The sequence below is a fragment of the Roseobacter phycocola genome (assembly GCF_042055075.2).
GTDB lineage: Bacteria > Pseudomonadota > Alphaproteobacteria > Rhodobacterales > Rhodobacteraceae > Roseobacter.
On sequence record NZ_CP194010.1, the window covers coordinates 3,973,626 to 3,996,587 of the forward strand.

Annotated in this window: 26 protein-coding genes; 10 read left to right on the top strand and 16 right to left on the bottom strand. The window is 59.9% G+C overall.

The features are described from left to right. Positions 1 to 15 precede the first annotated feature (15 nt). Genes ggpS through AB4K19_RS19640 form a run of 3 tightly spaced genes read right to left on the bottom strand, consistent with a single transcriptional unit; the run spans position 16 to position 3,429 of the window. Positions 16 to 1,503 (bottom strand): glucosylglycerol-phosphate synthase, encoded by a 1,488-nt coding sequence (gene ggpS / locus AB4K19_RS19630; protein WP_375229916.1) that lies wholly within the window; start codon positions 1,501 to 1,503, stop codon positions 16 to 18. 10 nt (positions 1,504 to 1,513) lie between these two features. Further along, positions 1,514 to 2,290, bottom strand: a complete 777-nt coding sequence (locus AB4K19_RS19635) for an HAD-IIB family hydrolase (protein ID WP_375229917.1) — start codon at positions 2,288 to 2,290, stop codon at positions 1,514 to 1,516. Next, positions 2,287 to 3,429 (bottom strand): NAD(P)H-dependent glycerol-3-phosphate dehydrogenase, encoded by a 1,143-nt coding sequence (locus AB4K19_RS19640; protein ID WP_375229918.1) that lies wholly within the window; start codon positions 3,427 to 3,429, stop codon positions 2,287 to 2,289. Before AB4K19_RS19640 ends, AB4K19_RS19635 begins: the two co-directional genes overlap by 4 nt. A gap of 306 nt (positions 3,430 to 3,735) precedes the next feature. On the opposite strand from AB4K19_RS19640, the gene AB4K19_RS19645 reads away from it, so the two are divergent. After that, positions 3,736 to 4,629 carry a UTP--glucose-1-phosphate uridylyltransferase gene (locus AB4K19_RS19645; protein ID WP_436398624.1) on the top strand — a complete coding sequence of 298 codons (894 nt, stop codon included), beginning with the start codon at positions 3,736 to 3,738 and terminating at the stop codon, positions 4,627 to 4,629. A gap of 25 nt (positions 4,630 to 4,654) precedes the next feature. Here the strand turns inward: AB4K19_RS19645 and AB4K19_RS19650 are convergent, their stop codons facing one another. From AB4K19_RS19650 to AB4K19_RS19675, 6 genes are all read right to left on the bottom strand, one after another. Next, positions 4,655 to 5,347 (bottom strand): D-lyxose/D-mannose family sugar isomerase, encoded by a 693-nt coding sequence (locus AB4K19_RS19650; RefSeq protein ID WP_375229920.1) that lies wholly within the window; start codon positions 5,345 to 5,347, stop codon positions 4,655 to 4,657. Positions 5,348 to 5,472: 125 nt separating this feature from the next. After that, positions 5,473 to 5,772, bottom strand: coding sequence for a DUF4387 family protein (locus AB4K19_RS19655; RefSeq protein ID WP_375229921.1), 300 nt, complete (start codon positions 5,770 to 5,772; stop codon positions 5,473 to 5,475). After that, the gene (locus AB4K19_RS19660; RefSeq protein WP_436398626.1) at positions 5,765 to 7,120 is read right to left on the bottom strand and encodes an acyclic terpene utilization AtuA family protein; all 1,356 of its coding nucleotides are present in this window, start codon (positions 7,118 to 7,120) and stop codon (positions 5,765 to 5,767) included. Before AB4K19_RS19660 ends, AB4K19_RS19655 begins: the two co-directional genes overlap by 8 nt. Next, positions 7,120 to 8,625, bottom strand: a complete 1,506-nt coding sequence (locus AB4K19_RS19665) for a tripartite tricarboxylate transporter permease (RefSeq protein ID WP_375229924.1) — start codon at positions 8,623 to 8,625, stop codon at positions 7,120 to 7,122. The genes AB4K19_RS19660 and AB4K19_RS19665 overlap by 1 nt, the downstream gene beginning before the upstream one ends. 1 nt (position 8,626) lies before the next feature. After that, positions 8,627 to 9,118, bottom strand: coding sequence for a tripartite tricarboxylate transporter TctB family protein (locus AB4K19_RS19670; protein WP_375229925.1), 492 nt, complete (start codon positions 9,116 to 9,118; stop codon positions 8,627 to 8,629). Next, positions 9,118 to 10,086 carry a Bug family tripartite tricarboxylate transporter substrate binding protein gene (locus tag AB4K19_RS19675; RefSeq protein ID WP_375229926.1) on the bottom strand — a complete coding sequence of 323 codons (969 nt, stop codon included), beginning with the start codon at positions 10,084 to 10,086 and terminating at the stop codon, positions 9,118 to 9,120. Before AB4K19_RS19675 ends, AB4K19_RS19670 begins: the two co-directional genes overlap by 1 nt. Positions 10,087 to 10,188: 102 nt before the next feature. On the opposite strand from AB4K19_RS19675, the gene AB4K19_RS19680 reads away from it, so the two are divergent. Genes AB4K19_RS19680 through AB4K19_RS19690 form a run of 3 tightly spaced genes read left to right on the top strand, consistent with a single transcriptional unit; the run spans position 10,189 to position 13,225 of the window. Beyond that, positions 10,189 to 10,857: a response regulator transcription factor gene (locus AB4K19_RS19680; protein ID WP_375229927.1), complete on the top strand. Its 669-nt coding sequence runs from the start codon at positions 10,189 to 10,191 to the stop codon at positions 10,855 to 10,857. Then, positions 10,854 to 12,230 carry a sensor histidine kinase N-terminal domain-containing protein gene (locus AB4K19_RS19685; RefSeq protein ID WP_375229928.1) on the top strand — a complete coding sequence of 459 codons (1,377 nt, stop codon included), beginning with the start codon at positions 10,854 to 10,856 and terminating at the stop codon, positions 12,228 to 12,230. Before AB4K19_RS19680 ends, AB4K19_RS19685 begins: the two co-directional genes overlap by 4 nt. Further along, on the top strand, positions 12,200 to 13,225 hold the full coding sequence (locus tag AB4K19_RS19690) for an ABC transporter substrate-binding protein (protein ID WP_436398627.1): 1,026 nt from the start codon (positions 12,200 to 12,202) through the stop codon (positions 13,223 to 13,225). Before AB4K19_RS19685 ends, AB4K19_RS19690 begins: the two co-directional genes overlap by 31 nt. A gap of 2 nt (positions 13,226 to 13,227) precedes the next feature. Here the strand turns inward: AB4K19_RS19690 and AB4K19_RS19695 are convergent, their stop codons facing one another. From AB4K19_RS19695 to AB4K19_RS19725, 7 genes are all read right to left on the bottom strand, one after another. Beyond that, a complete protein-coding gene (locus AB4K19_RS19695; RefSeq protein WP_375229931.1) occupies positions 13,228 to 13,851 on the bottom strand; it encodes a trimeric intracellular cation channel family protein in 624 nt (207 codons plus the stop codon). Beyond that, positions 13,848 to 14,300 carry a ribonuclease HI gene (gene rnhA / locus AB4K19_RS19700; RefSeq protein ID WP_375229932.1) on the bottom strand — a complete coding sequence of 151 codons (453 nt, stop codon included), beginning with the start codon at positions 14,298 to 14,300 and terminating at the stop codon, positions 13,848 to 13,850. Before rnhA ends, AB4K19_RS19695 begins: the two co-directional genes overlap by 4 nt. Beyond that, a complete protein-coding gene (locus AB4K19_RS19705) occupies positions 14,293 to 14,886 on the bottom strand; it encodes a class I SAM-dependent methyltransferase (protein ID WP_375229933.1) in 594 nt (197 codons plus the stop codon). The genes rnhA and AB4K19_RS19705 overlap by 8 nt, the downstream gene beginning before the upstream one ends. After that, the gene (locus AB4K19_RS19710; RefSeq protein WP_436398630.1) at positions 14,883 to 15,335 is read right to left on the bottom strand and encodes a DUF3429 domain-containing protein; all 453 of its coding nucleotides are present in this window, start codon (positions 15,333 to 15,335) and stop codon (positions 14,883 to 14,885) included. Before AB4K19_RS19710 ends, AB4K19_RS19705 begins: the two co-directional genes overlap by 4 nt. 40 nt (positions 15,336 to 15,375) lie before the next feature. Continuing rightward, on the bottom strand, positions 15,376 to 15,942 hold the full coding sequence (locus AB4K19_RS19715; RefSeq protein WP_436398632.1) for a hypothetical protein: 567 nt from the start codon (positions 15,940 to 15,942) through the stop codon (positions 15,376 to 15,378). A 7-nt stretch (positions 15,943 to 15,949) separates the two neighbouring features. Further along, positions 15,950 to 16,900 carry a 4-hydroxy-3-methylbut-2-enyl diphosphate reductase gene (gene ispH, locus AB4K19_RS19720; protein ID WP_375229935.1) on the bottom strand — a complete coding sequence of 317 codons (951 nt, stop codon included), beginning with the start codon at positions 16,898 to 16,900 and terminating at the stop codon, positions 15,950 to 15,952. 77 nt (positions 16,901 to 16,977) lie between these two features. After that, complete coding sequence (locus tag AB4K19_RS19725) at positions 16,978 to 17,532, bottom strand: LabA-like NYN domain-containing protein (RefSeq protein ID WP_298844286.1); 555 nt, start codon at positions 17,530 to 17,532, stop codon at positions 16,978 to 16,980. 97 nt (positions 17,533 to 17,629) lie between these two features. On the opposite strand from AB4K19_RS19725, the gene folK reads away from it, so the two are divergent. The 6 genes from folK to AB4K19_RS19755 all read left to right on the top strand — a co-directional run bounded on the left by folK (position 17,630) and on the right by AB4K19_RS19755 (position 22,959). Further along, positions 17,630 to 18,241, top strand: a complete 612-nt coding sequence (folK, locus tag AB4K19_RS19730) for a 2-amino-4-hydroxy-6-hydroxymethyldihydropteridine diphosphokinase (protein ID WP_375229936.1) — start codon at positions 17,630 to 17,632, stop codon at positions 18,239 to 18,241. 71 nt (positions 18,242 to 18,312) lie between these two features. Continuing rightward, a complete protein-coding gene (gene rpoZ, locus AB4K19_RS19735) occupies positions 18,313 to 18,666 on the top strand; it encodes a DNA-directed RNA polymerase subunit omega (protein WP_169639358.1) in 354 nt (117 codons plus the stop codon). Positions 18,667 to 18,699: 33 nt separating this feature from the next. Beyond that, positions 18,700 to 20,859, top strand: coding sequence for a RelA/SpoT family protein (locus tag AB4K19_RS19740; RefSeq protein ID WP_375229937.1), 2,160 nt, complete (start codon positions 18,700 to 18,702; stop codon positions 20,857 to 20,859). A gap of 86 nt (positions 20,860 to 20,945) precedes the next feature. After that, positions 20,946 to 21,620: a DUF2062 domain-containing protein gene (locus AB4K19_RS19745; RefSeq protein ID WP_375229938.1), complete on the top strand. Its 675-nt coding sequence runs from the start codon at positions 20,946 to 20,948 to the stop codon at positions 21,618 to 21,620. Between the two features lie 12 nt (positions 21,621 to 21,632). After that, positions 21,633 to 22,382: a pyridoxine 5'-phosphate synthase gene (locus tag AB4K19_RS19750; protein WP_436398635.1), complete on the top strand. Its 750-nt coding sequence runs from the start codon at positions 21,633 to 21,635 to the stop codon at positions 22,380 to 22,382. A 154-nt stretch (positions 22,383 to 22,536) separates the two neighbouring features. After that, positions 22,537 to 22,959 carry an ABZJ_00895 family protein gene (locus tag AB4K19_RS19755; RefSeq protein ID WP_436398637.1) on the top strand — a complete coding sequence of 141 codons (423 nt, stop codon included), beginning with the start codon at positions 22,537 to 22,539 and terminating at the stop codon, positions 22,957 to 22,959. The last annotated feature ends 3 nt before the right edge of the window (positions 22,960 to 22,962 follow it).

Here is a 22,962-nt window from a genome sequence, read left to right on the forward strand (position 1 = left end):
CCGCCGCGATGCTGTCTATTCCGCCGCGACGGTCCATCCGGGGTCAAGAGGCAGTGTGCCGGGCGTCCACTGGCGCACGTCATTCTCCAGAACCGCCTTGCGGAGCGCTGTCATGCGGGTGCGGCGTTCATCTTCCGGCATATGCAGCGCTGTCAAAATCGCCCTGTCCATCGACTTGTGTGAGAACGGGTTGGCGACGACTGCCTCCCCCAGTTCTACCGCCGCCCCGGCGAATTCGGAGAGCACAAGCGCGCCGTCTCCGTCGATGCGCGAGGCGACGAACTCTTTGCAGACAAGGTTCATTCCATCGGCTAGCGGTGTGATCCAGGCAACATCTGCCACCTGGTAATAGGCGACAAGATCGGCAAAAGGGATCGCCCGGGAGATCAAAGCCACGGGTTGCCAGTCGAGCGTGCCAAAGCGCCCGTTGATACGGCCCGCCATCTGTTCGATGTCGTTCTGGACGTTCTCATAAGCGGTCATGCCACTTGCGGCGGATACCGACACATGCATCAGCCGGATTTGCCCGCGCAGCTCCGGGTTGTTTTCCAGCAGCCGTTCAAAACAGCTGAGCTGTTCCAGCCCGCCTTTAGTGTAATCCGTGCGCCCGACCGACAGGATCAGCCTGGTGTCCCCCAGTTCAGCCCTGAGACGCGTGGCCTGGGCTTGTGCCTCTTCGGAGCGGGCGCGCTGGTCGATGAAATCGGTATCGACGCCCACCGGTGTGACACTCACTGCGACCCGCCGGTCACCAAAGCAGACTTCTGTCGGCATGATCCGTTCGGTCAGTGCGGTCCCCTCAGAGATCCATTTCTCCGGCACGCGTTCGCGTTCCGTGACCTCAACGTCAAAGAGACTGCGTGCCACGGACACGAAGTTTGCCGCATAACGCGGCACATGGAATCCCACATCATCACAGGCCAGAAGGCTGGACATGATCTCTTTGCGCCACGGCAGGACATTGAACATGTCAACAGACGGGAACGGCGTGTGATGGAAAAACGCGATACGCACATCCGGACGCAGCTCACGCAGGTATCCGGGCACAAGCCACAGGTTGTAATCATGCACCCAGACCAGGGCACCGGGTGCTGCCTCGGCGGCTGCGGCTTCGGCAAACCGCCGGTTTACCGCCTGGAAATTTGTCCAGTCGACAGGGTCGTAATTGTACCGTTCCTTGAAGTTATGAAGGATCGGCCAGAAGGCTTCTTTTGACGTGACGTGGTAGTATTCGCGCACCTGTTCCGCAGACAGCGGCAGACGCGACACGGAATACTGACCATAGGCATCATCAATTTCGATCCGCTGCTCAAAGTCCGGATTGTTCGGGTCATCCGCCAGTTTCCACGCGATCCAGGCCCCATGACGCACGCCGCCAAAGAAGCTCTTGAGCGTGGGGACAATGCCGTTGGGGCTTTTGTTTTCGCGCAGAACTGTTTTTCCGTTCTCCACCACCTCTTCATAGGGTTGGCGGTGGTAGACGATAATCAGGTCGGATGACATGGGGTTCTCCTCAGCTGGCCGGAAACATCCGGCGCGATACGATGGCTTCGGCGATGCCCGAAACACCATGTGCCTGCGCCTTGTGGACGTGGTCATGATCGTCAAGTTCGCGCAGGAGCGCTTCTTCTGAATTGCCGACTGCAACCGCCGGAAGGCCAAGGGCCAGCATCGACAGGTCATTGAGCGTGTCGCCGGCCACAAGTGTGCGCTCGTTCCGGATCCCAAGATGTGCCAGCAGGCGCAACAGGGTCGGCCCTTTGCTGACCCCACGCGGCAGAACGTCGAAATAGCGGTTGTCGGAAATCAGCGTATCGAGCCCGAGTTCCCCGATTTTTTCGATCGCTGCCGGATTGAACTGTCCCGGCTCCATGTCATAGCTCACCCGGTACCGGAAGGCCGCTGACTGCAGCCTGAGGCCCGGCGCACCGGACAGGGTTGCCTGCACACGCAGGCCGGCATCGCCCCAGGCTTCGGCGATTTCCGCCTCGAGCTCTTTAATCGGATTAAGCACGTGGTCATGACCCACACGGGCAACCGTTGTGCCCACATCACCCACCACGTAATCCGGCCGCGGGACACCCTTGTTCCGCGTCAGGTCGCTGATAAAGCCTGGGTCGCGCCCGGTGACAAATATCACTCCGATGCGGTCGCGGTTGCTTTCGATCCAGGCATAGAACCGGGCGCGCTCCTCTTCAGAGCCTCCCAGAAAGGTTCCGTCGAGATCGGTCGCAAGAACGAGGTCCTTGTCTGCAATGTCGGGCATAGTGAAGGTTTCGTGACGGGTCATGATATCCTTTCGGCAAGTGTTGAGATGTCCTGGTCGGACGCGGGATGGCTTAACGCAACGTCCATTGCGCGCGGTTCAGCCTCGATCGGGCGGGCCCAGAGGCTGGCGAATGCCATCCCCAGATCTGCACCCTCGTGCAGGATCTTCTGCACGGTTTCACAGATTGGCATGGTGACGCCCAGTCTGCGCGCAAGGTCGGTGACCGACCGGGCATTGAATTCGCCTTCGACCACGACGGGGCGTCCCTCAAAACATCCGGCGCGCGGAATACCCTGGCCCAGTTGCTGGCCAAGCGCCATATTGCGCGAAGTCGTGCTGGAACAGGTAAGGGACAGGTCACCGATACCGGACAGACCTGTCACCGTTTCACGCCGGCCACCGAGCACCTCGGCCAGCATTTTCATTTCATCAAGTCCGCGTGTGATCAGCGCCGCACGCGTGTTTTCGGCAAATCCGGCGCCGGTCATCATGCCACAGGCGATGGCGATCACGTTTTTCACGGCACCACCGATTTCGACGCCGATCAGGTCATCAGAAAGATAGGCGCGGAAGCTTTCCGTGGTCAGCGAAACCGCAAGCCGGGCCGCCGGGCTTTCGTCAGGGCGCAACCGGTCCGCATAGGAAAACGGAAATGCGACTGTGGCTGCCGTCGGATGCCCAAGGGCTGTTTCCCGTGCGAAAGTCGGTCCCGAAACGCATCCGATCGGTCTGTGCCCCAGTTCTTCCTCGGCGACCTGTGTCATCAGAAGGCCGGTTTCTGCCTCGATGCCCTTGGCACAGACCGCGACCGGCACATCGGCAGGAGCGTGCTCTGCGACCTGGCGCGCAACGCTCCGGATGCTGCGGGAGGGTACGACAATCAGAATAACTTCGGCGCCAGAGAGCGCGTCGGCCATACGGCGCGCTGCGCGCAGGTTGTCGGGCAGCGGCACACCGGGCAGATAAGCTGCGTTCTCATGCCTGCGGTTTATGCTGTCCACCGTGGCACTGTTGCGACCCCAGAGACACGTGCGTACGCCAGCACGCGCAAGAGTTGCTGCCAGAGCGGTTCCCCAGGATCCTGCGCCCACAACCGCAGCACGGCGATACTGGCGGGCAGGATAGGGACAGGGCGTTCCGGAAACCGGCTCATACTTCAACAGACTTCTCCCATTCAGCTTCGGTCTCGCGCCCGCAATTGTGCCGGCGCGTGTCGCAAACAGACGATTGATGTCGCAAAAAGGTGTGTGGGAAAGGTGCATTTTCAATGCCGCAAGTGCATAAAATACCTCAAATTGCTCCGTTTCGTCGCAGTTGAAGGGCCGCCGCGCCGAAATTTTCACCGCAAAAGATGAATAAAATGGCACGAAATAATAAAAAAGCGACATTGAAATGTCGTATTTTGACTTTTCAGGATACCTGCCTATATCATGCCGCAACGCAGCAATCCGTTGGGAGTAAAATTCATGAGTTCATCTGTCGTCCGTACCGCCATTTTTCCTGTTGCGGGGCTTGGGACCCGTTTCCTGCCAGCGACTAAGGCAACACCGAAGGAACTGCTGCCGGTTCTTGATACACCGCTCATCCAGTATGCGATCGACGAGGCTCAGGCGGCCGGTATTGAACGGATGATTTTTATAAGTCACCCATCCAAGGCGGCAATTGAACGCCATGTCATGGATGACGCCCGGCTGCGCAAAGAACTGAGCGCCAGAGGCAAGCCGGAACTTGCAGCAGAGCTTAAGGAAGCATCCTTTCCAGCGGGGTCAGATGATGTGGTTTTCGCGATGCAGCATGACCCATTGGGCCTTGGGCACGCGGTTGCCTGCGCGCGCGGGCATGTGCTGCCCGGACCTGTTGCGGTCATCCTGCCCGATGATCTGATTGTGGGTACGGGCTGCATCGGTGAGATGATCGAGGCGTACCAGCAGCACGCAGCGGGCCACATGGTTGCGACGATGCAGGTCGACCGCGCGGAAACGCGGAAATACGGGATATTGTCCGTGACCGGTCAGGATGGCCGGATGCTGCAGGCGGACGGGATGGTGGAAAAGCCGGATCCGGACCTTGCGCCGTCCTGCGATGCGGTGGTCGGGCGGTATATTCTCGATGGCTCCGTTTTTGCGGACCTTGCTGCGCAAAAACCGGGCGCGGGCGGAGAGATCCAGCTTACCGATGCGATCGCCAGGGGGGCGGCGCGTGTTGGCCTCGCAGGTTTCCGCTTTTCCGGTCAGCGGTTCGACTGCGGTTCCAAAGCGGGAATGCTGCGCGCGACGCTGCACCTCGCGGCCGAAGATCCGGAATGCGAAGAAGTGCTGGAAGAGCTTGTCGCAGCACGCGGCACTTATCTGGCCGCGTGACCGCGCAGCAGCCCGAAGCGCGGGATCAGATGATCAGACCGCGGGCTTCATAATCTGACACCAGAAGATGCACGGGATCGGTGTCCTCATCGATCTCGGCAAACCGACCGATTTCCTGTTCGAAGATGTTGTCGGTCAGGTCGTCGTTCACCGCCGATACCTCGCCGATCAGAACGTCACCGCCTTCGCCCCAGAATTTATGCCAGTTGCCAGGACGCAGTGTGACGCTCTCGCCCGGGGCAAGTTCGAGCACATCGCCGGCGTTGAGCTTCCGCAGCACGCCATCACAGGCCACCGGTACCGGTGCGTCCCGGTCGATGCTGCCATCCGGCGCGCTTTCGAACATTTCAATGGCCAGCGTCGCGCCGCCCCGGTTGATAATATCCTCTGTCTTGAGAACATGCCGGTGCATGGGCGAAATCTGGTTGTGCCGTGAGATCATGATCTTTTCCGCGTAGCACATGCCGCCACCCGCCTGCAGTTCGGCCAGCGAGCCATTGCGTGTGGTAAACAGAAACAGACCCATGTTGTCGAAATCGCCTGCGCCGTAGTCCGTGATGTCCCAGCCGAGGCGGGCAGCCGTGATCCCCTCAATCTCATCGCGCCGGCGCACCATCTCCTCCGGCGACCAATAGGCAAAAGCAGGCATTCTGTATCCGAACGACCGGATAAAGGCGTCGGCTTCCAGCAGAACAGAGTTGATCTCAGAGCGTTTCATAGCAGCGGTTCCCGGGGTGATTTTGCGCAGTGCTTACCGCCACTGTTGCTGGCGGAAAAGCGGTTTCTGCCACGTCATACAACGAAACATGTTTCGGCAAGATGCGCGCCCGGCAAATCAGGAACTCAGATGTCCAGCTCGCCAATCAGCGCTGCCCAGGAGGCTCCGTGCATGTCGCGGTCTTCCACCGCGCCCTGTACCGCGGGGCGTGGCAGGCTGAATTTCACCACGTGCAGATTTTCGATGTCGAACCGTTTGACGGTCTGCGTGTCCGCGTCGAATACCGATGCAATCTGCCCGACGCTCAGACTGTCCCGCACGCGGGAATAGCTTTCAGCAGAGCCACAGAAGATGTCGATGGTCAGCCAGAACGGACCCGCATTCTTGCTGCGGACCTTGGTCACCAGGGATCTGAGTTCAGCCAATGTCGATGACCTCCAGCCGGAATGCGCTCATCGGGTCATCCAGGTGGAGCACATGGTTCAGCGCGAATTCGTAGACGACGCCATGGGCCATTTCAGGCGGCGAAAACAGAAACGCAAAAGTGGGTTGTTCCTCTTCCTGCGTCAGCGGGTGATGCAGCAGGTAAGGGTTGAGCATCTTGCCGATTTCTCCGGCCTGCGCCTCGGAAGGGGCGGTGATAATGGCAACCACGCCGATCTCCACCGGGTCGGCTTTGCGTTTCTCCAGGCTGCCGAAGCTGGCGGAATGACCGATCAGGCGAAGCTCAAGTGTGAATTGCCCGGGCGACAGGCCCATGCGGTCCATCACTTTGGCGCTGCATTTCGTGACAATGTCATCCGCCCAGGCCTCAGCATTCCGCACGTAATGCTGATCCCGCAACAGCGCGATGGCCACGCTGCGCCAGCCCACAGCCCGCGCGCCTTCCAGCTTGACAGTGTAATCTTCTGACGGCACCCATTCGGACCCGGTGACCCGGACCGAGCGCTCATCGACGCTGGTGTAGGTCGCACCGGTTACATCAAGGTGCCCGCCGGGTTCATAAAGAATGAATGGGTCGGAATTCTCGTAAAGCATATGCGCCGAGACCGTGTGCGGCGAAGCATGTGCGCCATCCGCCAGGGGCGTGACGGTAAAACCGGCCTCGTCGAAATCGATCATAATCACGCCGGACTGCGGGTTCGTCGCACACAATGCGCCGCATTCGCCGATTTTGGCACCATGCCAGGCACCACCCGCGTGGCATCCCCGCATCAGCGGCAATGCCGCCAGGATCGCGGTGTCGGTGGTGCGGCCTGCAATGATGATATCCGCCCCTGTTTCGAGGGCCGCTGCGATCTGTTCCGCCCCGGCCAGAGCCACAACGTTGGTGCAGCCGCGCAGCAGGTCCGCGTCAACGTCCGGGGCGTTGCCCAGGGGGGTGATGCGGTTGGCTTCCCACTCTGACGCGATGAATTCCGGGTCCTGACCGCTGCGCAGAACCGCAATCCTGACCGGATTTCCCTGTTCGGCTGCAATCTCGCGGGTGATATCCAGCATCCAGTCCACGGCGCTGTCCGCGCCACAGGTGCCCGCAGTGCCGATGACCAGAGGCACGCCGGCCTCTGCCCGCGCCTGCATCAGACCAGCCCATTCGATCCGCGTGGACGAACGGGCGTATTTCGAGACGCCGCGCCCCAGATAGGACGGCCCGCTGTCCGTGGATCCGCCGTCAATCGCAATGATGTCGGGCCCTGCTGCGATGCCGCGCTGCAGGGCCTCCTGATCGTAGTTCAGGCCCAAAGCGCCCGACGGAACCAGTACTTTGACCATCAGTCTTTATGCGCCTCCGGTTTTTTCAGCACGCCGCGCAGGAACATCGGTGCCACGAACCCCGCAATTGCGGCAATCCAGAAGCCGATCGCAATAGGCGATGAGAAAAGATACATCGGATCGCCGTCCGAGAGTGTCATCGCGCGCCGCAGAGCGTCTTCCATGTTGCCACCGAGCAGAATGCCCAGGATGACCGGCACGGTCGGCACATCCAGTTTGCGCAGGAAATAGCCCAGTACACCAAAACCGATCATGAGCAACAGATCGAAATAGCTGCCGGAAAGCGAATAGATGCCCACGAAGGAGATCATCGTGACGCCCGGCAGCAGCACCCAGGCCGGTACCATCAGGATGCGCACAAAGATTTTCACCATAGGCACGTTCATCGCAAGCAGCACAAAGTTTGCGATCAGCAGCGAGGCAATCAGTCCCCAGACCACTTCGGGCCGCTCCGAAAAGAGCGTCGGGCCGGGGGTGATGTTCAGTGTCATCAGCAGCGCCAGCAGTACGGCCGTCGTGCCCGAGCCCGGCACGCCCAGTGTGAGCATCGGGACAAGCGCCCCGCCCGCCGCAGAGTTGTTGCCCGCCTCTGGTGCAGCAATGCCCTTTGCGGCGCCTGTGCCGAAGCCACCCGTTGGTCCTGCAATAGATTTCTCGGTCATGTAGGCCAGGAAAGAGCCCAGCGAGGCCCCGGCACCAGGCAGGATACCTGCGATGAACCCGACGCCGGACGCGCGCAGCATTGTCCATTTGGTGGCGATGATGTCTCTCCAGGGGATAGTGACCCTGTCCAGCTTTACACCGATGGACGAGCCTTTGCCGTGACTTTCGATGAAAAAGAAAATCTCGGCGATGGCGAAGAGGCCAACAATAGCCACAAGAAAATCGATGCCATCGTAAAGATGCAGATTGCCGCCGGTGAGCCGTGGCAGGCCGGACGAGCTGTCCACGCCGATCATCGCGATACCGAGACCGATGCAGGCCGCCAGGGCTGCTTTCGCCTGATTGTTGGAGGCCATGCCGCCCAGCGTGCAGAAAGCCAGCAGATAGAGTGCAAAGTATTCAGCAGGGCCAAACAGAAAGGCAACGCGTGCCAGCGACGGTGCCAGCAGCATCAGACCGACAGTGGCCAGCAGCGCACCCACAAAGGAGGCGACGCCCGACAACACCAGCGCGTCGCCCGCGCGGCCCTGTTTGGCCATCGGGTATCCGTCCAGGGTGGTCATCAGGGCAGGTTCGTCGCCTGGAATGTTCAGCAGAATTGACGAAATCCGCCCGCCGTACATCGCGCCGTAATAAACCGAGGTCATCAGCACCAGCGCTGATGTCGCATCAAGGCCAAGGGTAAATGTGATCGGGATCAGAATGGCGACGCCATTTGATGGTCCAAGCCCGGGCAGGGCACCGATGATCGTGCCCAGAAAGCAGCCGCAGACCGCGAGAAACAGTGTGTAGGGTGACAGCGCTACGCCAAAACCAATGGCAAGGTTCGCAAGAATATCCATGTCAGTGCCCCCCGACGAATGGAATGAGGATGGCGATGGCTTCCCAGAGTTTGGCAGCCGTGGGGATGCGGTATGCCACGATGTTGCCGAGCCCCAGCGCGTATTTGAACAGTACAAACAGGCCCAGTGAGAGGCCGATGCCTGACAGGATGGCGGGCCGGATGCGTGGCGAGATCTGATAGCTCAGGATGCCCGCGGCAAACATGGTTGGCAGAATGAAGCCAAGAGGTGTGAGCAGGACGGCGTAAACGGCCAGCACAATCACGGCCACGCCCATGGATATCCAGGTGGGCGTTTGTGGCCACGCCGGATCCGGATCGGGTTTGAAAATAATCGACAACGAACACAGCGCTGCTACCGCGCCGATCATCAGCGGGAACAGTTTCGGCAGAAATTCGCCCGAGAAGAAGTTCGTCTGAATCTGAGTGGCAGCCGCGATATACGCGACTGCCGTGATCAGAGTGATCAGACCGAAAATGCGGTCTGAAGCCATTACTGAGTGACCCCCAGCTCTTTGGAGAGGCCCGCGATGTCTGCCACCAGACCATCAATGTAGGACTGGAAGTCGCCGCCCACTTTGGTGAACGGTGCCAGGCCGTTGTCAGCCATCGCTTTTGCCCATTCGGGGCTGTCTGCTACCTGCTGCAGCTTGTCGGCCCAGGTGTTGAACTGGTCATCAGAGATGTCCTTGGGCACGTAAAGACCACGCCAGTTCACGGCCACGACATCATAACCCTGTTCCTTGGCCGTCGGGATGTCCTCAAAGCCCGGAACGCGTTCGTCTGTCAGCACAGCGATGACGCGGATGTCACCGTTTGCCAGGAAGCTGACAACTTCGGACATGTCGCCGGTCATTGCCTGAGTGAAGCCACCCACTGTCTGTGTGATGGCATCTGCACCACCGTCGACGCCGATGTATTTCACTTTGGTGATGTCGGTGAACCCGCCCTCTTTAAGGACCATCAGTGGTTTCATGTGGTCGAAACCGCCAACTGCAGAGCCGCCTGCAAAGGCAACTGAGCCGGGATCTGCCTTGATCGCTTCGACCAGATCGCCCAGCGACTGATATTCGCTGTCTGCTGCCACGACGATCACACCGGGGTCAGCACCGATGGCGCCCACAAAGCGCACCTGGTCCGCTGTCATACCTGCATAGGCGTTCTGCGCCAGACGTGTTGTGGTTGCGGTCGATGCCGCAACGATCAGGTCAGCATCATCGCCGCGCTCGTTGACGACATTGCCAAAGGCCAGACCGCCGCCGGCACCCGGCATGTTGGTGACCTGCACAGGTTTGTCGACGGCACCGATATCGTACATGATCTTACCGATCTGGCGGCAGGTGAAGTCCCAGCCACCGCCCGGGTTTGCCGGCGCGATGCACTCAGCCGCAGTTGCGGCGCCACCGACGCCAAAAGTGAGCACGGCACTCGTGATGAGCGCCCCTACGAGACGTTTTGTCATTGGTTCCTCCCATTTGACACGCGGGTCTCCACCCGCTTGTGTAGTCACAAGACTGTAGAAACCTGACACCAACCTGTCACGCATGAAGAACACCGGCCACCGATGAGATTTCTGCTTGTGGAAGACAACGCTGATCTGGCGCGTGCGCTCTCGGGGCGTTTCGCGCTGGGCGGCCATGCCGTCGATCATGCCGCGTGCCTTGCGGATGCGGAAATTGCCACGCAGACTGTTGGTTACGATCTGATTTTACTGGATATTATGCTGCCGGACGGGGATGGCCGCGCATTTCTGAGACGTCACCGGAGCGCGGACAATCCGACCCCTGTCATTGTCCTTACGGCGCGCTCGGAGGTGTCAGACCGCGTCGGTCTGCTGGATCTCGGTGCCGATGATTACATCACCAAACCCTTTGACTTTACCGAGCTGGAGGCGCGTGTGCGGGCGGTACTGCGGCGGCATGGCGGGGCAGCTGACAACAGCCGGGAGTTCGCAGGGCTGACCTTTGATTCGACCAGCGGTGTCATTTCTGCGGGCGGCGAGAGCATGCAACTGCGCAACCGGGAAACCCGTCTGCTCGAAGTGTTTTTTGCCGCCCCTGGGCAGATCTTTTCCAAGTCACACCTGATGGACCGCCTGTTCTCCTTTTCCGAAGAAGTGTCCGAGAACGCCATCGAGGTCTATGTCGGGCGGCTGCGGCGGAAGCTCGCAGCGTCCGGTGCGACCATCGAAACCGTGCGCGGTATGGGCTACAGGATGGTGCGCCGCGGATGACCGCGCGCGCCTCATCCATACGCCGCCGTCTGGTTTTACAGCTGGCCCTTGTTGCAGCACTTCTGTCCGTGGCCTTCTTCCTGGCGGTCCGGGGAGTTGCGGGCAACGCGACGGAGCAGACGCAGGACAACATCCTCGCAGCCTCTGCCACATCGATTGCCGACGCGCTTTATTCCGACAGCGGATCGGTGCGTGTGGAAATCCCCTATTCGGCGCTTTCCATGCTGGGAACCGTCTCAGAGGACCGCGTCTTTTATCATGTCATTGTGGATGGGCGGACGCTCACCGGATACGAGGACCTGCCGGTGCCGCAGGGGGGCAGCGGCGCCCGCGCACCGTTCTTTGATACATATTCCTATCGGGGCGACAGCCTGAGAGCTGTTGTCGTGACCCGGACCCTGACCGCGGCCAATCAGCCGCGCCGGGTGGAAGTTGTGGTGGCGCAGACGCGTCTTGGGCTTGAAGCTATTTCAACACGCATAACGGCCACTGCCACGGCCGTGGGGGTGGCGTTCTTTCTTGTGGCAACAGCACTCAGCGCGCTGGCCGCGCAAAACGCGCTTCGGCCTCTCAGCCGGTTGGCGGACGCGATGGCGCGCCGTGGCCCCAAGGACCTGCGCCCGGTCAGTGCCGAAGCCCCGGCTGAACTTGCTCCCCTTGTGGGCGGACTGAACAGTTTTATGTCGCGGCTGGGGTCTGCGCTGGGCCGTTCCGAAGACCTGATCGTCGAGGCCGCGCACCGTGTCAGAACACCCCTTGCGACGGTACGTACGCAGGCGGAAGTCGTGCATCTTCAGATGGAAAAGCCCGAAAACCGCCAGGCGCTGCGCCAGATGATCCGGGCGGTTGATGAAAGCTCCCGGTCGGCCGGGCAACTGCTGGACCACGCGATGGTGACACTGCGGTCGGACCATCTGGAAACCGAGGTGGTTGATGCGGCCGACCTGCTGCGGGATGTGGTCGACCGGCTGGGCCCGACTGCTGATCTGAGGGACATCGCGATCGATCTGGATCTGCCCGCGCATCCGGTACAGGTCAGGGGCGACCCGATCCTGCTGCAGAATGCGGTGCGCAATATCCTCGACAATGCGATCAAGTATTCTCCCGCGGAAACCGACATCAACGTGTCGATGACCGGTGATGACCAGTGCCGGATGGTCTTTTGTGACCAGGGCCGCGGTTTCGAAGTTGATGATATTGCGCGTTTGCCGGATCGGTTTTCGCGTGGGTCGAACGTGGGCGATGTCGTGGGATCGGGTCTGGGGCTGACCATTGTCTCGGATGTGGCGCGGGCACACGGTGGCACCCTCGAAATCGCCCCCAACCCGAAAGGAGCCGGTGCATGCGTCACGCTTGTCTTGCCCTGCTGCTGATCTTTCAAACCGCATGGGCGCTGGCTTTTGAGATCGAGGAAACGCACAGCTACCCGGCCGGGGGTGCGGAGTTGCGGATACTTTCAACAGCGGATCAGGGTGTCTTTGATCCCATTATCCGCGCGTTTCAGGCGGAGCACCCGGCGGTTTCCATAGTTTATGATGTCGCCAGCAGCACAGAAGTAATGAGCGCCATACAGGACGAGGGCGCAGCGTATGATCTGGTTATTTCATCGGCCATGGACCTGCAGACCAAGCTTGCCAACGACGGTCTGGCGCGGGCGTGGCAGTCAGAGGCAACAGCGCGTCTGCCGGACTGGGCAAGCTGGCGCGATATGGTCTTTGCCTTCACGCAGGAACCTGCCGTTCTGGTCGTGAACGAGCGGTTGTTCGGTGACCTGCCGCTGCCGCAGAACAGAGCGGGTCTGATCGAGCTTTTGCGCGACAACGCAGAGGTCTTCAGGGGTCGTATCGGCACTTATGACGTGCGTACGTCCGGTCTGGGTTATCTTTTTGCCACGCAGGATTCGCGCAATACCGAGAGTTACTGGCGGCTGACCGAAGTAATGGGACGCCTTGATACCCGCCTTTATTGCTGTTCGGGGGCGATGATCACTGATGTCGCCCGCGGTGAACTAGCGCTGGCATACAATGTTCTGGGCTCTTACGCCCGGGCGCGGGTGAACGACACACCGGGCATACGGGTGGTCGAGATGGAGGATTTTGTCTCTGTGATGCTGCGCTCGGCACTGATCCCGACACAGGCCGTGGCCGTTGAAGAGGCGGGTCTGATGATTAATTTCCTGGCAGGGCTGTCTGAGCGGCCGGAGCTTGCCGCCCGGACAGGGCTGCCGCCTGTCAGCCTCGGGCTGGCGGGCACAGACGAGCGTGTTCTGCGCCCGATCCGGCTGGGGCCGGGATTGCTTGTGTTTCTGGACCGCATGCGGCGCGACACGTTTCTGCGCAGCTGGGTGAGCTCGGTCGAACAGCAGTAGGATCAGCTGCGCGGTGGCGTTGATCTGTAAACCGGCAGGCTCCAGCCAAAGGCCAGGGAACCGGCGCGCAGACACCATGTCACGGCGCCACAGATCAGCAGCGGCAGGAGCACATCCGGAAGGAACGTTCGGGCCATCACACCGGCTGCAGCCCCGGCGAAGGCGGCGGTTACGTAAAGTTCGCCCTGCCGCAAAACCACTGGGACATCGTTCAGAACCACATCCCGCAGCAACCCGCCAAGGCATCCGGTGATGGTGCCCATGATCACAACGATCAGCGCTGGCTGTTCAAGTGCGAGCGCCACACCGGTTCCCGCCGGGACTGCCACGGCAAGGGCGAAACTATCCAGCCAGATCAGCGTTTTAAGCCGGCTTTCGAAAAGGTGTGCTGTCAGGTAGACGACGACCGCAGCAGCGCAGGCCACCGCTATGTAGGCGGGCTGGGCGATCCAGAAGATCGGGTTGCGATCGAGGAGAACGTCGCGCACGGTGCCGCCGCCCACAGCCGTCAGGCAGGCGACGAATGCAAACCCGACGATATCAAGTTGTTGCCGGCTGGCGACCAGCGCACCGGTCAGTGCAAAGACAAACACCGAAGCGTAGTCGAGCAGCGCGAGTAGTGTCATTTCCGGAAGGGGGCCATACCGGACCGCGCCAGTTCATCTGCGCGCTCATTTTCCGGATGCCCGGCGTGACCTTTGACCCATTTCCAGGTGACGTTGTGCTGCTGGTTTGCCGCATCCAGGCGCTGCCAGAGTTCGGCATTGGCAACGGGCTTTTTGGCAGCGTTCTTCCAGCCATTCTTTTTCCACCCGTGAATCCAGCTGGTGATCCCGTTTTTGACGTAGTTGCTGTCGGTCACAATGGTGATCGTGCTGGCACGGCTGAGGCTTTCCAGCGCACTGATGGCGGCCATCAGTTCCATACGGTTGTTGGTGGTCTGTGGCTCGCCACCCTTGAGTTCCCGCTCCTTGACCAGAGTCGCGCCGTCCATTGCCTGCAGCAGCGCACCCCAGCCCCCCGGGCCGGGATTGCCCGAACAGGCACCATCTGTGTATGCGAAAAGCTCAGGCATGTGCGGCGAGGCTTATCCATGCGGCCTCTGATCCGTCAAGGCCTTTGCCGACACCGCTGGACCTACCGGTCACCACCATGCCGGCGTCTTCGAGCAATCGGGTCAGTTCTGCGTCCGTGTAATATGTATATCGCCGGCCGATCCGGTCACGTTTGCTGCCGGTGCCGGATTTCAGCGCGATGTGAAAACGCCCTCCCGGCTTCAGGGCGCGTGCGATGCCGGACAGATACCCGGGCATCTCGTCCCGCGTTGCGTGGAGCAGAGAAAAGTTGGCCCAGATACCGTCGAAGGCATCCACGTCCGTGAGATCGTCGAAGCCGGCCTGCCGCGCGGTCACACCGTCCTGAGCAGCTGCGAGGGCGACCATTTCCGCCACCGGATCCCAGGCATGCGCCTCAAGACCGGCGCTGGCCATGACGGCAGCCGACGTGCCCGGGCCACACCCCAGATCCAGAACGCGGCCTCCGGCCGGAAGGTCTGCGATAAAGGCGGTCAGCAGCGGGTCGCGGTCATTGGCGTCACGCGTAAGCTCGGCATATTCAGCGGCCTTTTCGGCATAGACATTCAGTGTTTCTTCGTCACTCACAGGAATACCCCCACAGCCAGGCAGGCCAGAACGATTGTTGTCAGCAGAACGCGCAGGTTCATCCACCACGCGGGCGTCAGTCCCCAGCGGAAAAAGGCAAAATCCAGGATCAGAAGCCCGGCGAAACCGAAGATCAGATTCAGTCCGGCCGTCACCGGACCGCCGCCTGTCATGAAAAATGCCCAGAGCGCGGGAATGACCGACAGCGTGTACCCCATCGCGGCCTGAGCACCACTGGCTTTGGTGGCAAAACCCCAGAGCACCCCGGACATGAACGAGAGAATGACCGAGCCGTAAAACAATTGCACATAGGGCCCGATGAAACGGGACCCCAGATGATCAAGCCCCCACTGGGCCAGCGGGCCGCTGAGGTAGGTCAGCGCCCCCCAGATAAAAGGGATCAGACCGGCGAGGCCAAGGATCAGGGGGGCTGTAGGAATGCGGGTCATAGTGGCTTTGCTGAATGAAGGTTGATGCGTCCGTCAAAAGTTAGAGGGTAACGGGTGCGGATCCAGATGCGGCGGGTCGTCGGTCCATAATCTGTGCCCGGATCAGCTCAGCGGCCGCGCCGGGCTCATGCTGGCCTGTGTCCACACTGATGACATCCGGGTGGGGAACAGCGCAATAGTCATTGCGGTCGAGGTGGCTTTGCAGACCATCGTGTGATGTCAGCTTGCCGCGCGCCTGCCTGTCTGCCGCCCCCACTCTTTCGAACAGCAGGTCCGTTGCACAATGCAGAAATACGGGAACCAGCCTTCCGCCCTTGTTTGTCAGAATGGCCTCCCATTCCGCGACGACGGGCAGATCGTCAGGATGCACGTAACAGGCGGTGGTCACAACAAAGGCTGCGTCCGAGCGGGCCGCTGCACGGAGAAGAGACATCCGTAGCTCGCCGACCAGATCCCAGAAACCGGGCGCGCCGAAGTCGAGCACGGTCCTGGCGACATCAATGCTGTCGTGGTTTTCAAGCACTCTGGCAGGCAGAAGGTCTGCCAGAGTGTGTGCGATGGTGCGTTTGCCAACTGCGGGAGGACCGTGCAGAAAAATCAGGTCCATCGCCGGGTCACGCAGGTTCGCGCAGGACGCGGGGTACTTTGAACTCCACGTTTTCCACGGCGGTTTCGACCGGTTCGCGTGTTACATCGTACCGGTCGCAGAAAGCGTCGATCACTTCGTTGATCAGCACCTCAGGGGCCGACGCACCGGCTGTGATTCCGACCGAGCGGATACCTTCCAGCGCGCGCCAGTCGATGTCATCCGCGCGCTGAACGAGTTGTGCATAGTCACAGCCAGCACGCGCACCAACCTCAACGAGGCGCTTGGAATTGGAGGAATTCGGCGCTCCCACGACCAGCATCGCATCGCATTTCGGGGCCATGGCCTTGACCGCCTCCTGGCGGTTCGTGGTCGCATAGCAGATGTCTTCCTTGTGCGGTCCGGCGATGGCGGGAAAACGTGCCTGAAGCGCGGCAACCACATCTGCGGTGTCGTCGACACTGAGCGTCGTCTGCGTCACATAGGCAAGGCGTTCGGGATCCCTCACAGAAATTTTCTGAACGTCTTCAGGCGTTTCGACAAGAATGACTTCTCCGTCGGGTAGTTGGCCCATGGTCCCCACGGTTTCCGGGTGACCTGCGTGACCGATCATCACCATCTGCAACCCGTTGTCAGCGTGGCGCTGCGCTTCGATGTGCACTTTGCTCACAAGCGGGCAGGTCGCATCGACATAGACCATCTCGCGGGCCTGTGCTGCCTGAGGGACAGATTTCGGCACACCATGTGCGGAAAAGATCACCGGGCGGTCGTCAGGACATTCAGACAGCTCTTCAACGAAGACCGCGCCTTTGTCCCGAAGTCCGTCGACCACGAATTTATTGTGCACGATTTCATGGCGCACATAGACCGGCGCGCCCCATTTCTCGAGCGCCATCTCGACAATTTTGATGGCACGGTCGACGCCCGCGCAGAAACCGCGCGGCGCTGCAAGATAGAGAGTGAGGGGCGGTCTGGTCATCACAGTCTCCGGTTGTCACCCCCAGAGTTAAGCCTTTGGCAGCGCAGCGTCCAGAGCCGCGTTGCCCCGAAAGCCCGTCAGCCGTTGCTGGCTTCGGCGAAATCCCGCGGCGGGCGTCCGATGACGTCCTTCAGCTCATCCAGCTCGATGAAGTTGTCCGCCTGGCGCCGGAGCTCATCAGAGATCATCGGCGGCTGGCTGCGGATGGTCGAGACGACCGACACGCGCACGCCGGAGCGTTGCAGACTTTCCACCAGCGGCCGGAAATCGCCGTCGCCGGAAAACAGCACGATGTGATCAACGCGTGGTGCGAGTTCCATGGCGTCGACGGTAAGTTCGATGTCCATGTTACCTTTGACCTTACGGCGGCCCATGCTGTCCGTGTATTCACGCGCAGGTTTTGTCACCATGGTGAAGCCGTTGTAGTTCAGCCAGTCCACCAGGGGGCGGATCGGAGAGTACTCGTCGTTCTCCAGAAGCGCTGTGTAATAAAATGCGCGGAGAAGTTTTCCGCGGCGCATGAATTCCTGCCGGAGCAGTTTGTAATCGATGTCAAACCCAAGCGCTTTTGCGGCGGCGTACAGGTTCGAGCCGTCTATGAACAGAGCAAGACGCTCGTCCTTGTAAAACATGGTCAGTCCTTCCGATGGTACCGGACGCTGGTACTCTGAACCTTTTGGCGTAATTATTGTGCGGTCCGTTTGAGGGGCAAAATAGGGGATTTTCCAGGTGTCGCAAGGGCGCAAACCCATAATAACAGGCGGAAAGCTGCCTCAATTCCGGTCAGTTGCCCTGGTCGCCGTAGGGTCAAACTATCCATCGGTATCAGGTGACGCAAGGGAAACTATCCGAAAGGGTATAACGGCTGTCCAAACGGACAGAACTATGATTCGCGCCGTCAGCCGCTACTATCGGACACCGGCTTTTCCACCCGGAAACGGACCCGATTTCGTGAATGCCGCACTTGCGGTCGAAACCGATTTTGGGCCGCAGGAGTTTCTGCTTCTGCTGCACAGCGTCGAGGCTGCAATGGGTCGGGAGCGTCGCGAACGGTGGGCGCCCCGGACCCTCGATCTGGATCTCATTGCAATGGATGAAATTGTGCTGCCGGACGCGCAGACCCACAAAACGTGGCGCCGGATGAGCCTTGAGGCCCAGATGTCGACAACACCGGATACGCTGATCCTGCCCCATCCCCGGCTGCAGGAGCGTGCCTTTGTTCTCGTCCCGCTGGCGGATGTCGCAGCGGACTGGGTACATCCGGTGCTGGGCAGAAGCGTTTCCCAGATGCTGGATGCTTTGCCGGAAAGCGACCGGGGAGAGGTCAGGCCAATAGAATAGGCGCTTGTAAACCTGGCTGATCCGCCCTAAATAGCGCACTTCTGACATCCTTTTTCCGCACGGAGAATCCCATGGCCCGCGTCACAGTTGAAGATTGCGTCGATAAAGTCCCGAACCGTTTTGAACTGGTTATGCTGGCCGCGCACCGCGCACGCGAGATTTCTTCGGGTGCCGCGATCACGGTGAACCGCGACAACGACAAGAATCCGGTCGTATCACTGCGTGAGATTGCGGATGAAACCCAGAGCGCGGAAGAGCTTCGGGAACGCCTGATCGAGAGCAACCAGAACCAGATCGAGGTGGACGAGCCGGAAGAAGACGCAATGGCGCTTCTGATGGGAGCCGAACAGGACAAGCCGGAAGAAGACAGCATGTCCGAAGAGATGCTGCTCCGCCAGCTGATGGCGGCACAGGGGCAGGGCTGACAGGGCCCTTCGCCTGCCTGAGGAAGACATGGCATGGCAACGACGGTCGAAGTTCCGGACATCACTGCCGACGATCTGATCGCGCTTGTCGCAAAATACAATCCACGCACCAACGCTGACCTGATCCGCGCGGCCTATGATTATGGCCGCGATATGCATGAGGGTCAGTACCGCCATTCGGGTGAACCCTATTTCACCCATCCGGTGGCCGTTGCGGCAATCCTGACAGAGCAACAGCTGGATGATGCAACGATCATCACGGCATTGCTGCACGACACAATCGAAGACACCAAGGCCTCCTATTCCGAGGTTGAGACGCGGTTTGGCAAAGAAGTGGCTGAACTGGTCGATGGTGTCACCAAACTGACGAACCTGCAGCTGAACTCCACAGAGACCAAACAGGCGGAGAATTTCCGCAAGCTCTTCATGGCGATGTCCAAGGATTTGCGTGTCATTCTGGTAAAGCTCAGCGACCGGCTGCACAATATGCGCACGATTAAGGCGATGCGCCCGGAAAAGCAGGCGCAGAAGGCGCGCGAAACGATGGAGATCTTTGCGCCGCTGGCAGGCCGGATGGGTATGCAGTGGATGCGCGAGGAGCTGGAGGATCTGGCGTTCCGGGTGCTCAATCCTGAAGGCCGCGCCAGTATCATCCGGCGATTTATCAACCTGCAGCGCGAAACCGGCGATGTGATCCAGCGCATCACCGGTGATATGCGCCTCGAACTCGACAAGGCGGGTGTCGAGGCGGAGGTCTTCGGCCGTGCCAAAAAGCCGTATTCCATCTGGCGGAAGATGCAGGAAAAGGAACAGACCTTCTCGCGTCTGTCGGACATCTACGGATTCCGGATCATCACAGCGTCGGAAGAAGACTGTTACCGTACGCTGGGTGCCATTCACCAGCGCTGGCGCGCCGTGCCCGGGCGGTTCAAGGATTACATCAGTCAGCCGAAATCAAACGGCTACCGCTCTATCCACACAACTGTTTCCGGCAGAGATGGCAAACGTGTCGAAGTGCAGATCCGCACCAGCCAGATGCACGACGTGGCCGAGACTGGCGTTGCGGCGCACTGGTCCTATCGTGACGGCGTGCGCAGTCAGAACCCTTTTGCTGTCGACCCGGCGAAATGGATCACGACGCTGACGGAACAGTTCGACGCGGAAGAGGACCACCAGGATTTTCTCGAAGCCGTGAAGCTGGAGATGTATTCGGACCAGGTCTTCTGCTTCACGCCCAAGGGCGAGGTCGTCAAACTGCCCCGGGGTGCGACGCCGATTGATTTCGCCTTTGCCATCCACACCCGGATCGGCATGGCCTGCGTCGGGGCCAAGGTTGACCATATGCGCGTGCCTCTCTGGACGCGTCTCAAGAACGGTCAGAACGTCGAGGTGATCACCGCTGAGGGCCAAAGCCCTCAGGCGACGTGGCTGGATATTGCCACGACCGGTAAGGCACGGGCCGCCATCCGCAAATCCCTGCGTGAGGAAGACCGGGCGCGGTTTGTGAAACTCGGCCGGGAACTTGCGCGCTCTGCTTTCGAACATGTCGGCCGCAAAGCGACGGACAAGGCATTGTCGACGGCTGCCCGGAATATGCGCCTGAAAAACCGGGATGATCTGCTGGCGCGCCTTGGCAGCGCCGAAATCACCGGTCGCGAAGCCGTACAGGCCGTCTATCCTGACCTGACGCCCAAAAAGGGTGAAAAGGTTGACGCCAGCCGCGCTGTAATCGGCCTGTCGCCGGACCAGTCATTCGACCGGGCGTTCTGCTGCCAGCCGCTGCCGGGTGAACGGATTGTCGGGATTACGTTCAAGGGGCGCGGCGTGGTGGTGCACGCCATCGACTGTGACCGCCTCGGCGCCTACGAGGACCAGCCTGAACGCTGGCTGGACCTGCGCTGGCACGAGGGCAGCCATCCGGCGGTGTACGGTGCGACGCTTGAAGTCACGCTGAACAATGACGCGGGCACACTGGGACGCATCTGCACATTGATCGGAGAGACCCGAGCGAATATCTCTGATCTGCAGTTTGTTGACCGTAAACCTGACTTTTTCAAACTGCTGATCTATGTCGAACTTCGGGATGTGGCGCATCTGCACTCGCTGATGCTCACGCTAGAGGCCGAAAGCGACGTGGCCGACGTTACCCGGTCGCGCAATATGTCGCAGCAGCAAACAGAAACTCCCGGCTGATGTCGCAACCCGGTCATCTGGTAGTCATATTTTCACGATGATCTGTCATGGTCGCCACGCAGTCGATGAAATGAGGACACCACCGCTTGGTCTTTAAACGCAGAGATCCCAAAAGCTGGCCCCGTGCCCTGCTTGAGTTTCTGTGGCCGCGCGGAGGCTGGGCACGGGCGTTTCACTATGTGAAGCACAGGATGCGGCGTCTGCCCGACAGCCCTGAACGCATCGCGCGCGGCATATGGGCGGGTGTTTTTGCCTCATTCACACCGTTCTACGGATTTCATTTCTTTATCGCGGCCGGTCTTGCGACCGTAATGCGCGGAAATGTGATCGCGTCGCTGATGGCGACCTTCTTTGGCAACCCGCTGACCTATGTGCCGATCGGGGTCGCAGCGCTGTCAACCGGCCACTGGCTTCTGGGTGACACGGTCGACGAAGGGATGCACCGTTCCTTCGGCGGTAAATTCGTGGATGCGGGCGCGGACCTCAAAGACAACTTCAAAGCTCTGTTCACGGATGACACGGCCGACTGGAGCGGCTGGCACGTATTTTATGACGAGATTTTTTTCCCCTATATGGTGGGCGGTGTTCTTCCGGGTATCTTCTTTGCGACGCTGTGTTATTATCTTTCTGTGCCGCTCATAAGGGCGTATCAGAAGCGCCGGAAAGGCGCCATAAAAGCCAAGTTTGACGCTCTCAAGGCGAAAGCCGCGGCAAAAGCGGATGCCAAGCGCAAAGCGGAACATCATTCAGCCGGGGAATAAAAAGGGGGACGTATGTCTTTTGCTGGAAAACTGCGCCTTGGCGTAAACATTGATCACGTGGCCACAGTCCGGAATGCGCGCGGCGGCGCCTATCCTGATCCGTTGCGGGCAGCGCGTATTGCTGAAGAAGCGGGGGCGGATGGGATTACCGCACACCTGCGCGAGGACCGCCGTCATATCTCGGATGCGGATATCGAAGGTCTTATGGACGTTCTGTCTGTGCCGCTGAATTTTGAGATGGCCGCGACAGATGAAATGCAGAAAATTGCTTTGCGACACAGACCGCACGCGGTTTGTATTGTGCCGGAGAAGCGGGAAGAGCGCACCACTGAGGGTGGCCTGGAAGTCGCGCGCGAGGAAAACCGTCTCGCCCATTTCATTGCGCCACTGCGGGATGCCGGGTGCCGCGTGTCCATATTCATCGCTGCAGACAAACGCCAGATTGAGGCCGCGCACCGTATCGGGGCGCAGGTAATAGAACTGCACACCGGGGCCTATTGCGACGCCCACGCAGAAGATGATCAGGAAGCACGCGACCGCGAACTGAATGCGCTGCGCGAAATGTCCGCCTTTGCGCACAGCCTCGGGCTGGAAGTGCACGCGGGACACGGTCTGACTTATGACACGGTCACACCGGTTGCCGCATTCCCGGAGGTGATGGAACTGAACATCGGGCACTTCCTGATCGGGGAGAGCATTTTTCTTGGACTTGGACCGGCAATCTCGGAGATGCGCCGGCTTATGGACGAGGCGCGTACCTAGGCTTCGGTTACTGTTTTACGGGTGTGGCCTACCCGTATTACGAGAGCGCTAGGCGGATTTCCGCATTGTGGCAGAAATGTGGCAACTTTTGCCCAGAAGTTGACACATTTCTCCCCTAGGTTGCGCTTATAGATTTTTCTTTAAGGTTTTCACAATGTTCCGCCCCATCCGATTCTGTCTGACCATGATTCTCTCTCTCGCCGCTGTGGCGGTAATTGCTCAGATTGTGTTTATTGTTTCTGGTCTCAGCATAAGTCTGAGCCCCGTCCCTTTCGCCTGTCTTGTTCTTGCCGCCCTGCTTGAGGGGCAGAATTACGCAAAATCCCATAAAAAAAGGCCTCAACGCGATACGATTTGGCTCGCGGCCCTCAGTATGACGGCTATGGCCGTGCTGGTGCTGGACGCGATTTACGCCCTTTTCCGCATTTTTTCACCGCACCATGTCGCTGTTTTGGGGCAGATTGAGCCGATGAATTTTGCCCTCGCGCTTGTTGCACTGGCAGTCGTGGCCTGTATTGCGGTACGCTTCAGCTACGAAGCGGGACTCAAAATTGTTCTGGATCGCTACACTCCTTAAGGT

Coding starts and splice junctions, on each gene's coding strand:
- ggpS (WP_375229916.1), bottom strand. CDS start 1,503: ATGTCATCCGACCTGATTATCGTCTACCACCGCCAACCCTATGAAGAG.
- AB4K19_RS19635 (WP_375229917.1), bottom strand. CDS start 2,290: ATGACCCGTCACGAAACCTTCACTATGCCCGACATTGCAGACAAGGAC.
- AB4K19_RS19645 (WP_436398624.1), top strand. CDS start 3,736: ATGAGTTCATCTGTCGTCCGTACCGCCATTTTTCCTGTTGCGGGGCTT.
- AB4K19_RS19650 (WP_375229920.1), bottom strand. CDS start 5,347: ATGAAACGCTCTGAGATCAACTCTGTTCTGCTGGAAGCCGACGCCTTT.
- AB4K19_RS19660 (WP_436398626.1), bottom strand. CDS start 7,120: ATGGTCAAAGTACTGGTTCCGTCGGGCGCTTTGGGCCTGAACTACGAT.
- AB4K19_RS19665 (WP_375229924.1), bottom strand. CDS start 8,625: ATGGATATTCTTGCGAACCTTGCCATTGGTTTTGGCGTAGCGCTGTCA.
- AB4K19_RS19670 (WP_375229925.1), bottom strand. CDS start 9,118: ATGGCTTCAGACCGCATTTTCGGTCTGATCACTCTGATCACGGCAGTC.
- AB4K19_RS19675 (WP_375229926.1), bottom strand. CDS start 10,086: ATGACAAAACGTCTCGTAGGGGCGCTCATCACGAGTGCCGTGCTCACT.
- AB4K19_RS19680 (WP_375229927.1), top strand. CDS start 10,189: ATGAGATTTCTGCTTGTGGAAGACAACGCTGATCTGGCGCGTGCGCTC.
- AB4K19_RS19685 (WP_375229928.1), top strand. CDS start 10,854: ATGACCGCGCGCGCCTCATCCATACGCCGCCGTCTGGTTTTACAGCTG.
- AB4K19_RS19690 (WP_436398627.1), top strand. CDS start 12,200: ATGCGTCACGCTTGTCTTGCCCTGCTGCTGATCTTTCAAACCGCATGG.
- AB4K19_RS19695 (WP_375229931.1), bottom strand. CDS start 13,851: ATGACACTACTCGCGCTGCTCGACTACGCTTCGGTGTTTGTCTTTGCA.
- rnhA (WP_375229932.1), bottom strand. CDS start 14,300: ATGCCTGAGCTTTTCGCATACACAGATGGTGCCTGTTCGGGCAATCCC.
- AB4K19_RS19710 (WP_436398630.1), bottom strand. CDS start 15,335: ATGACCCGCATTCCTACAGCCCCCCTGATCCTTGGCCTCGCCGGTCTG.
- AB4K19_RS19715 (WP_436398632.1), bottom strand. CDS start 15,942: ATGGACCTGATTTTTCTGCACGGTCCTCCCGCAGTTGGCAAACGCACC.
- ispH (WP_375229935.1), bottom strand. CDS start 16,900: ATGACCAGACCGCCCCTCACTCTCTATCTTGCAGCGCCGCGCGGTTTC.
- AB4K19_RS19725 (WP_298844286.1), bottom strand. CDS start 17,532: ATGTTTTACAAGGACGAGCGTCTTGCTCTGTTCATAGACGGCTCGAAC.
- rpoZ (WP_169639358.1), top strand. CDS start 18,313: ATGGCCCGCGTCACAGTTGAAGATTGCGTCGATAAAGTCCCGAACCGT.
- AB4K19_RS19740 (WP_375229937.1), top strand. CDS start 18,700: ATGGCAACGACGGTCGAAGTTCCGGACATCACTGCCGACGATCTGATC.
- AB4K19_RS19750 (WP_436398635.1), top strand. CDS start 21,633: ATGTCTTTTGCTGGAAAACTGCGCCTTGGCGTAAACATTGATCACGTG.
- AB4K19_RS19755 (WP_436398637.1), top strand. CDS start 22,537: ATGTTCCGCCCCATCCGATTCTGTCTGACCATGATTCTCTCTCTCGCC.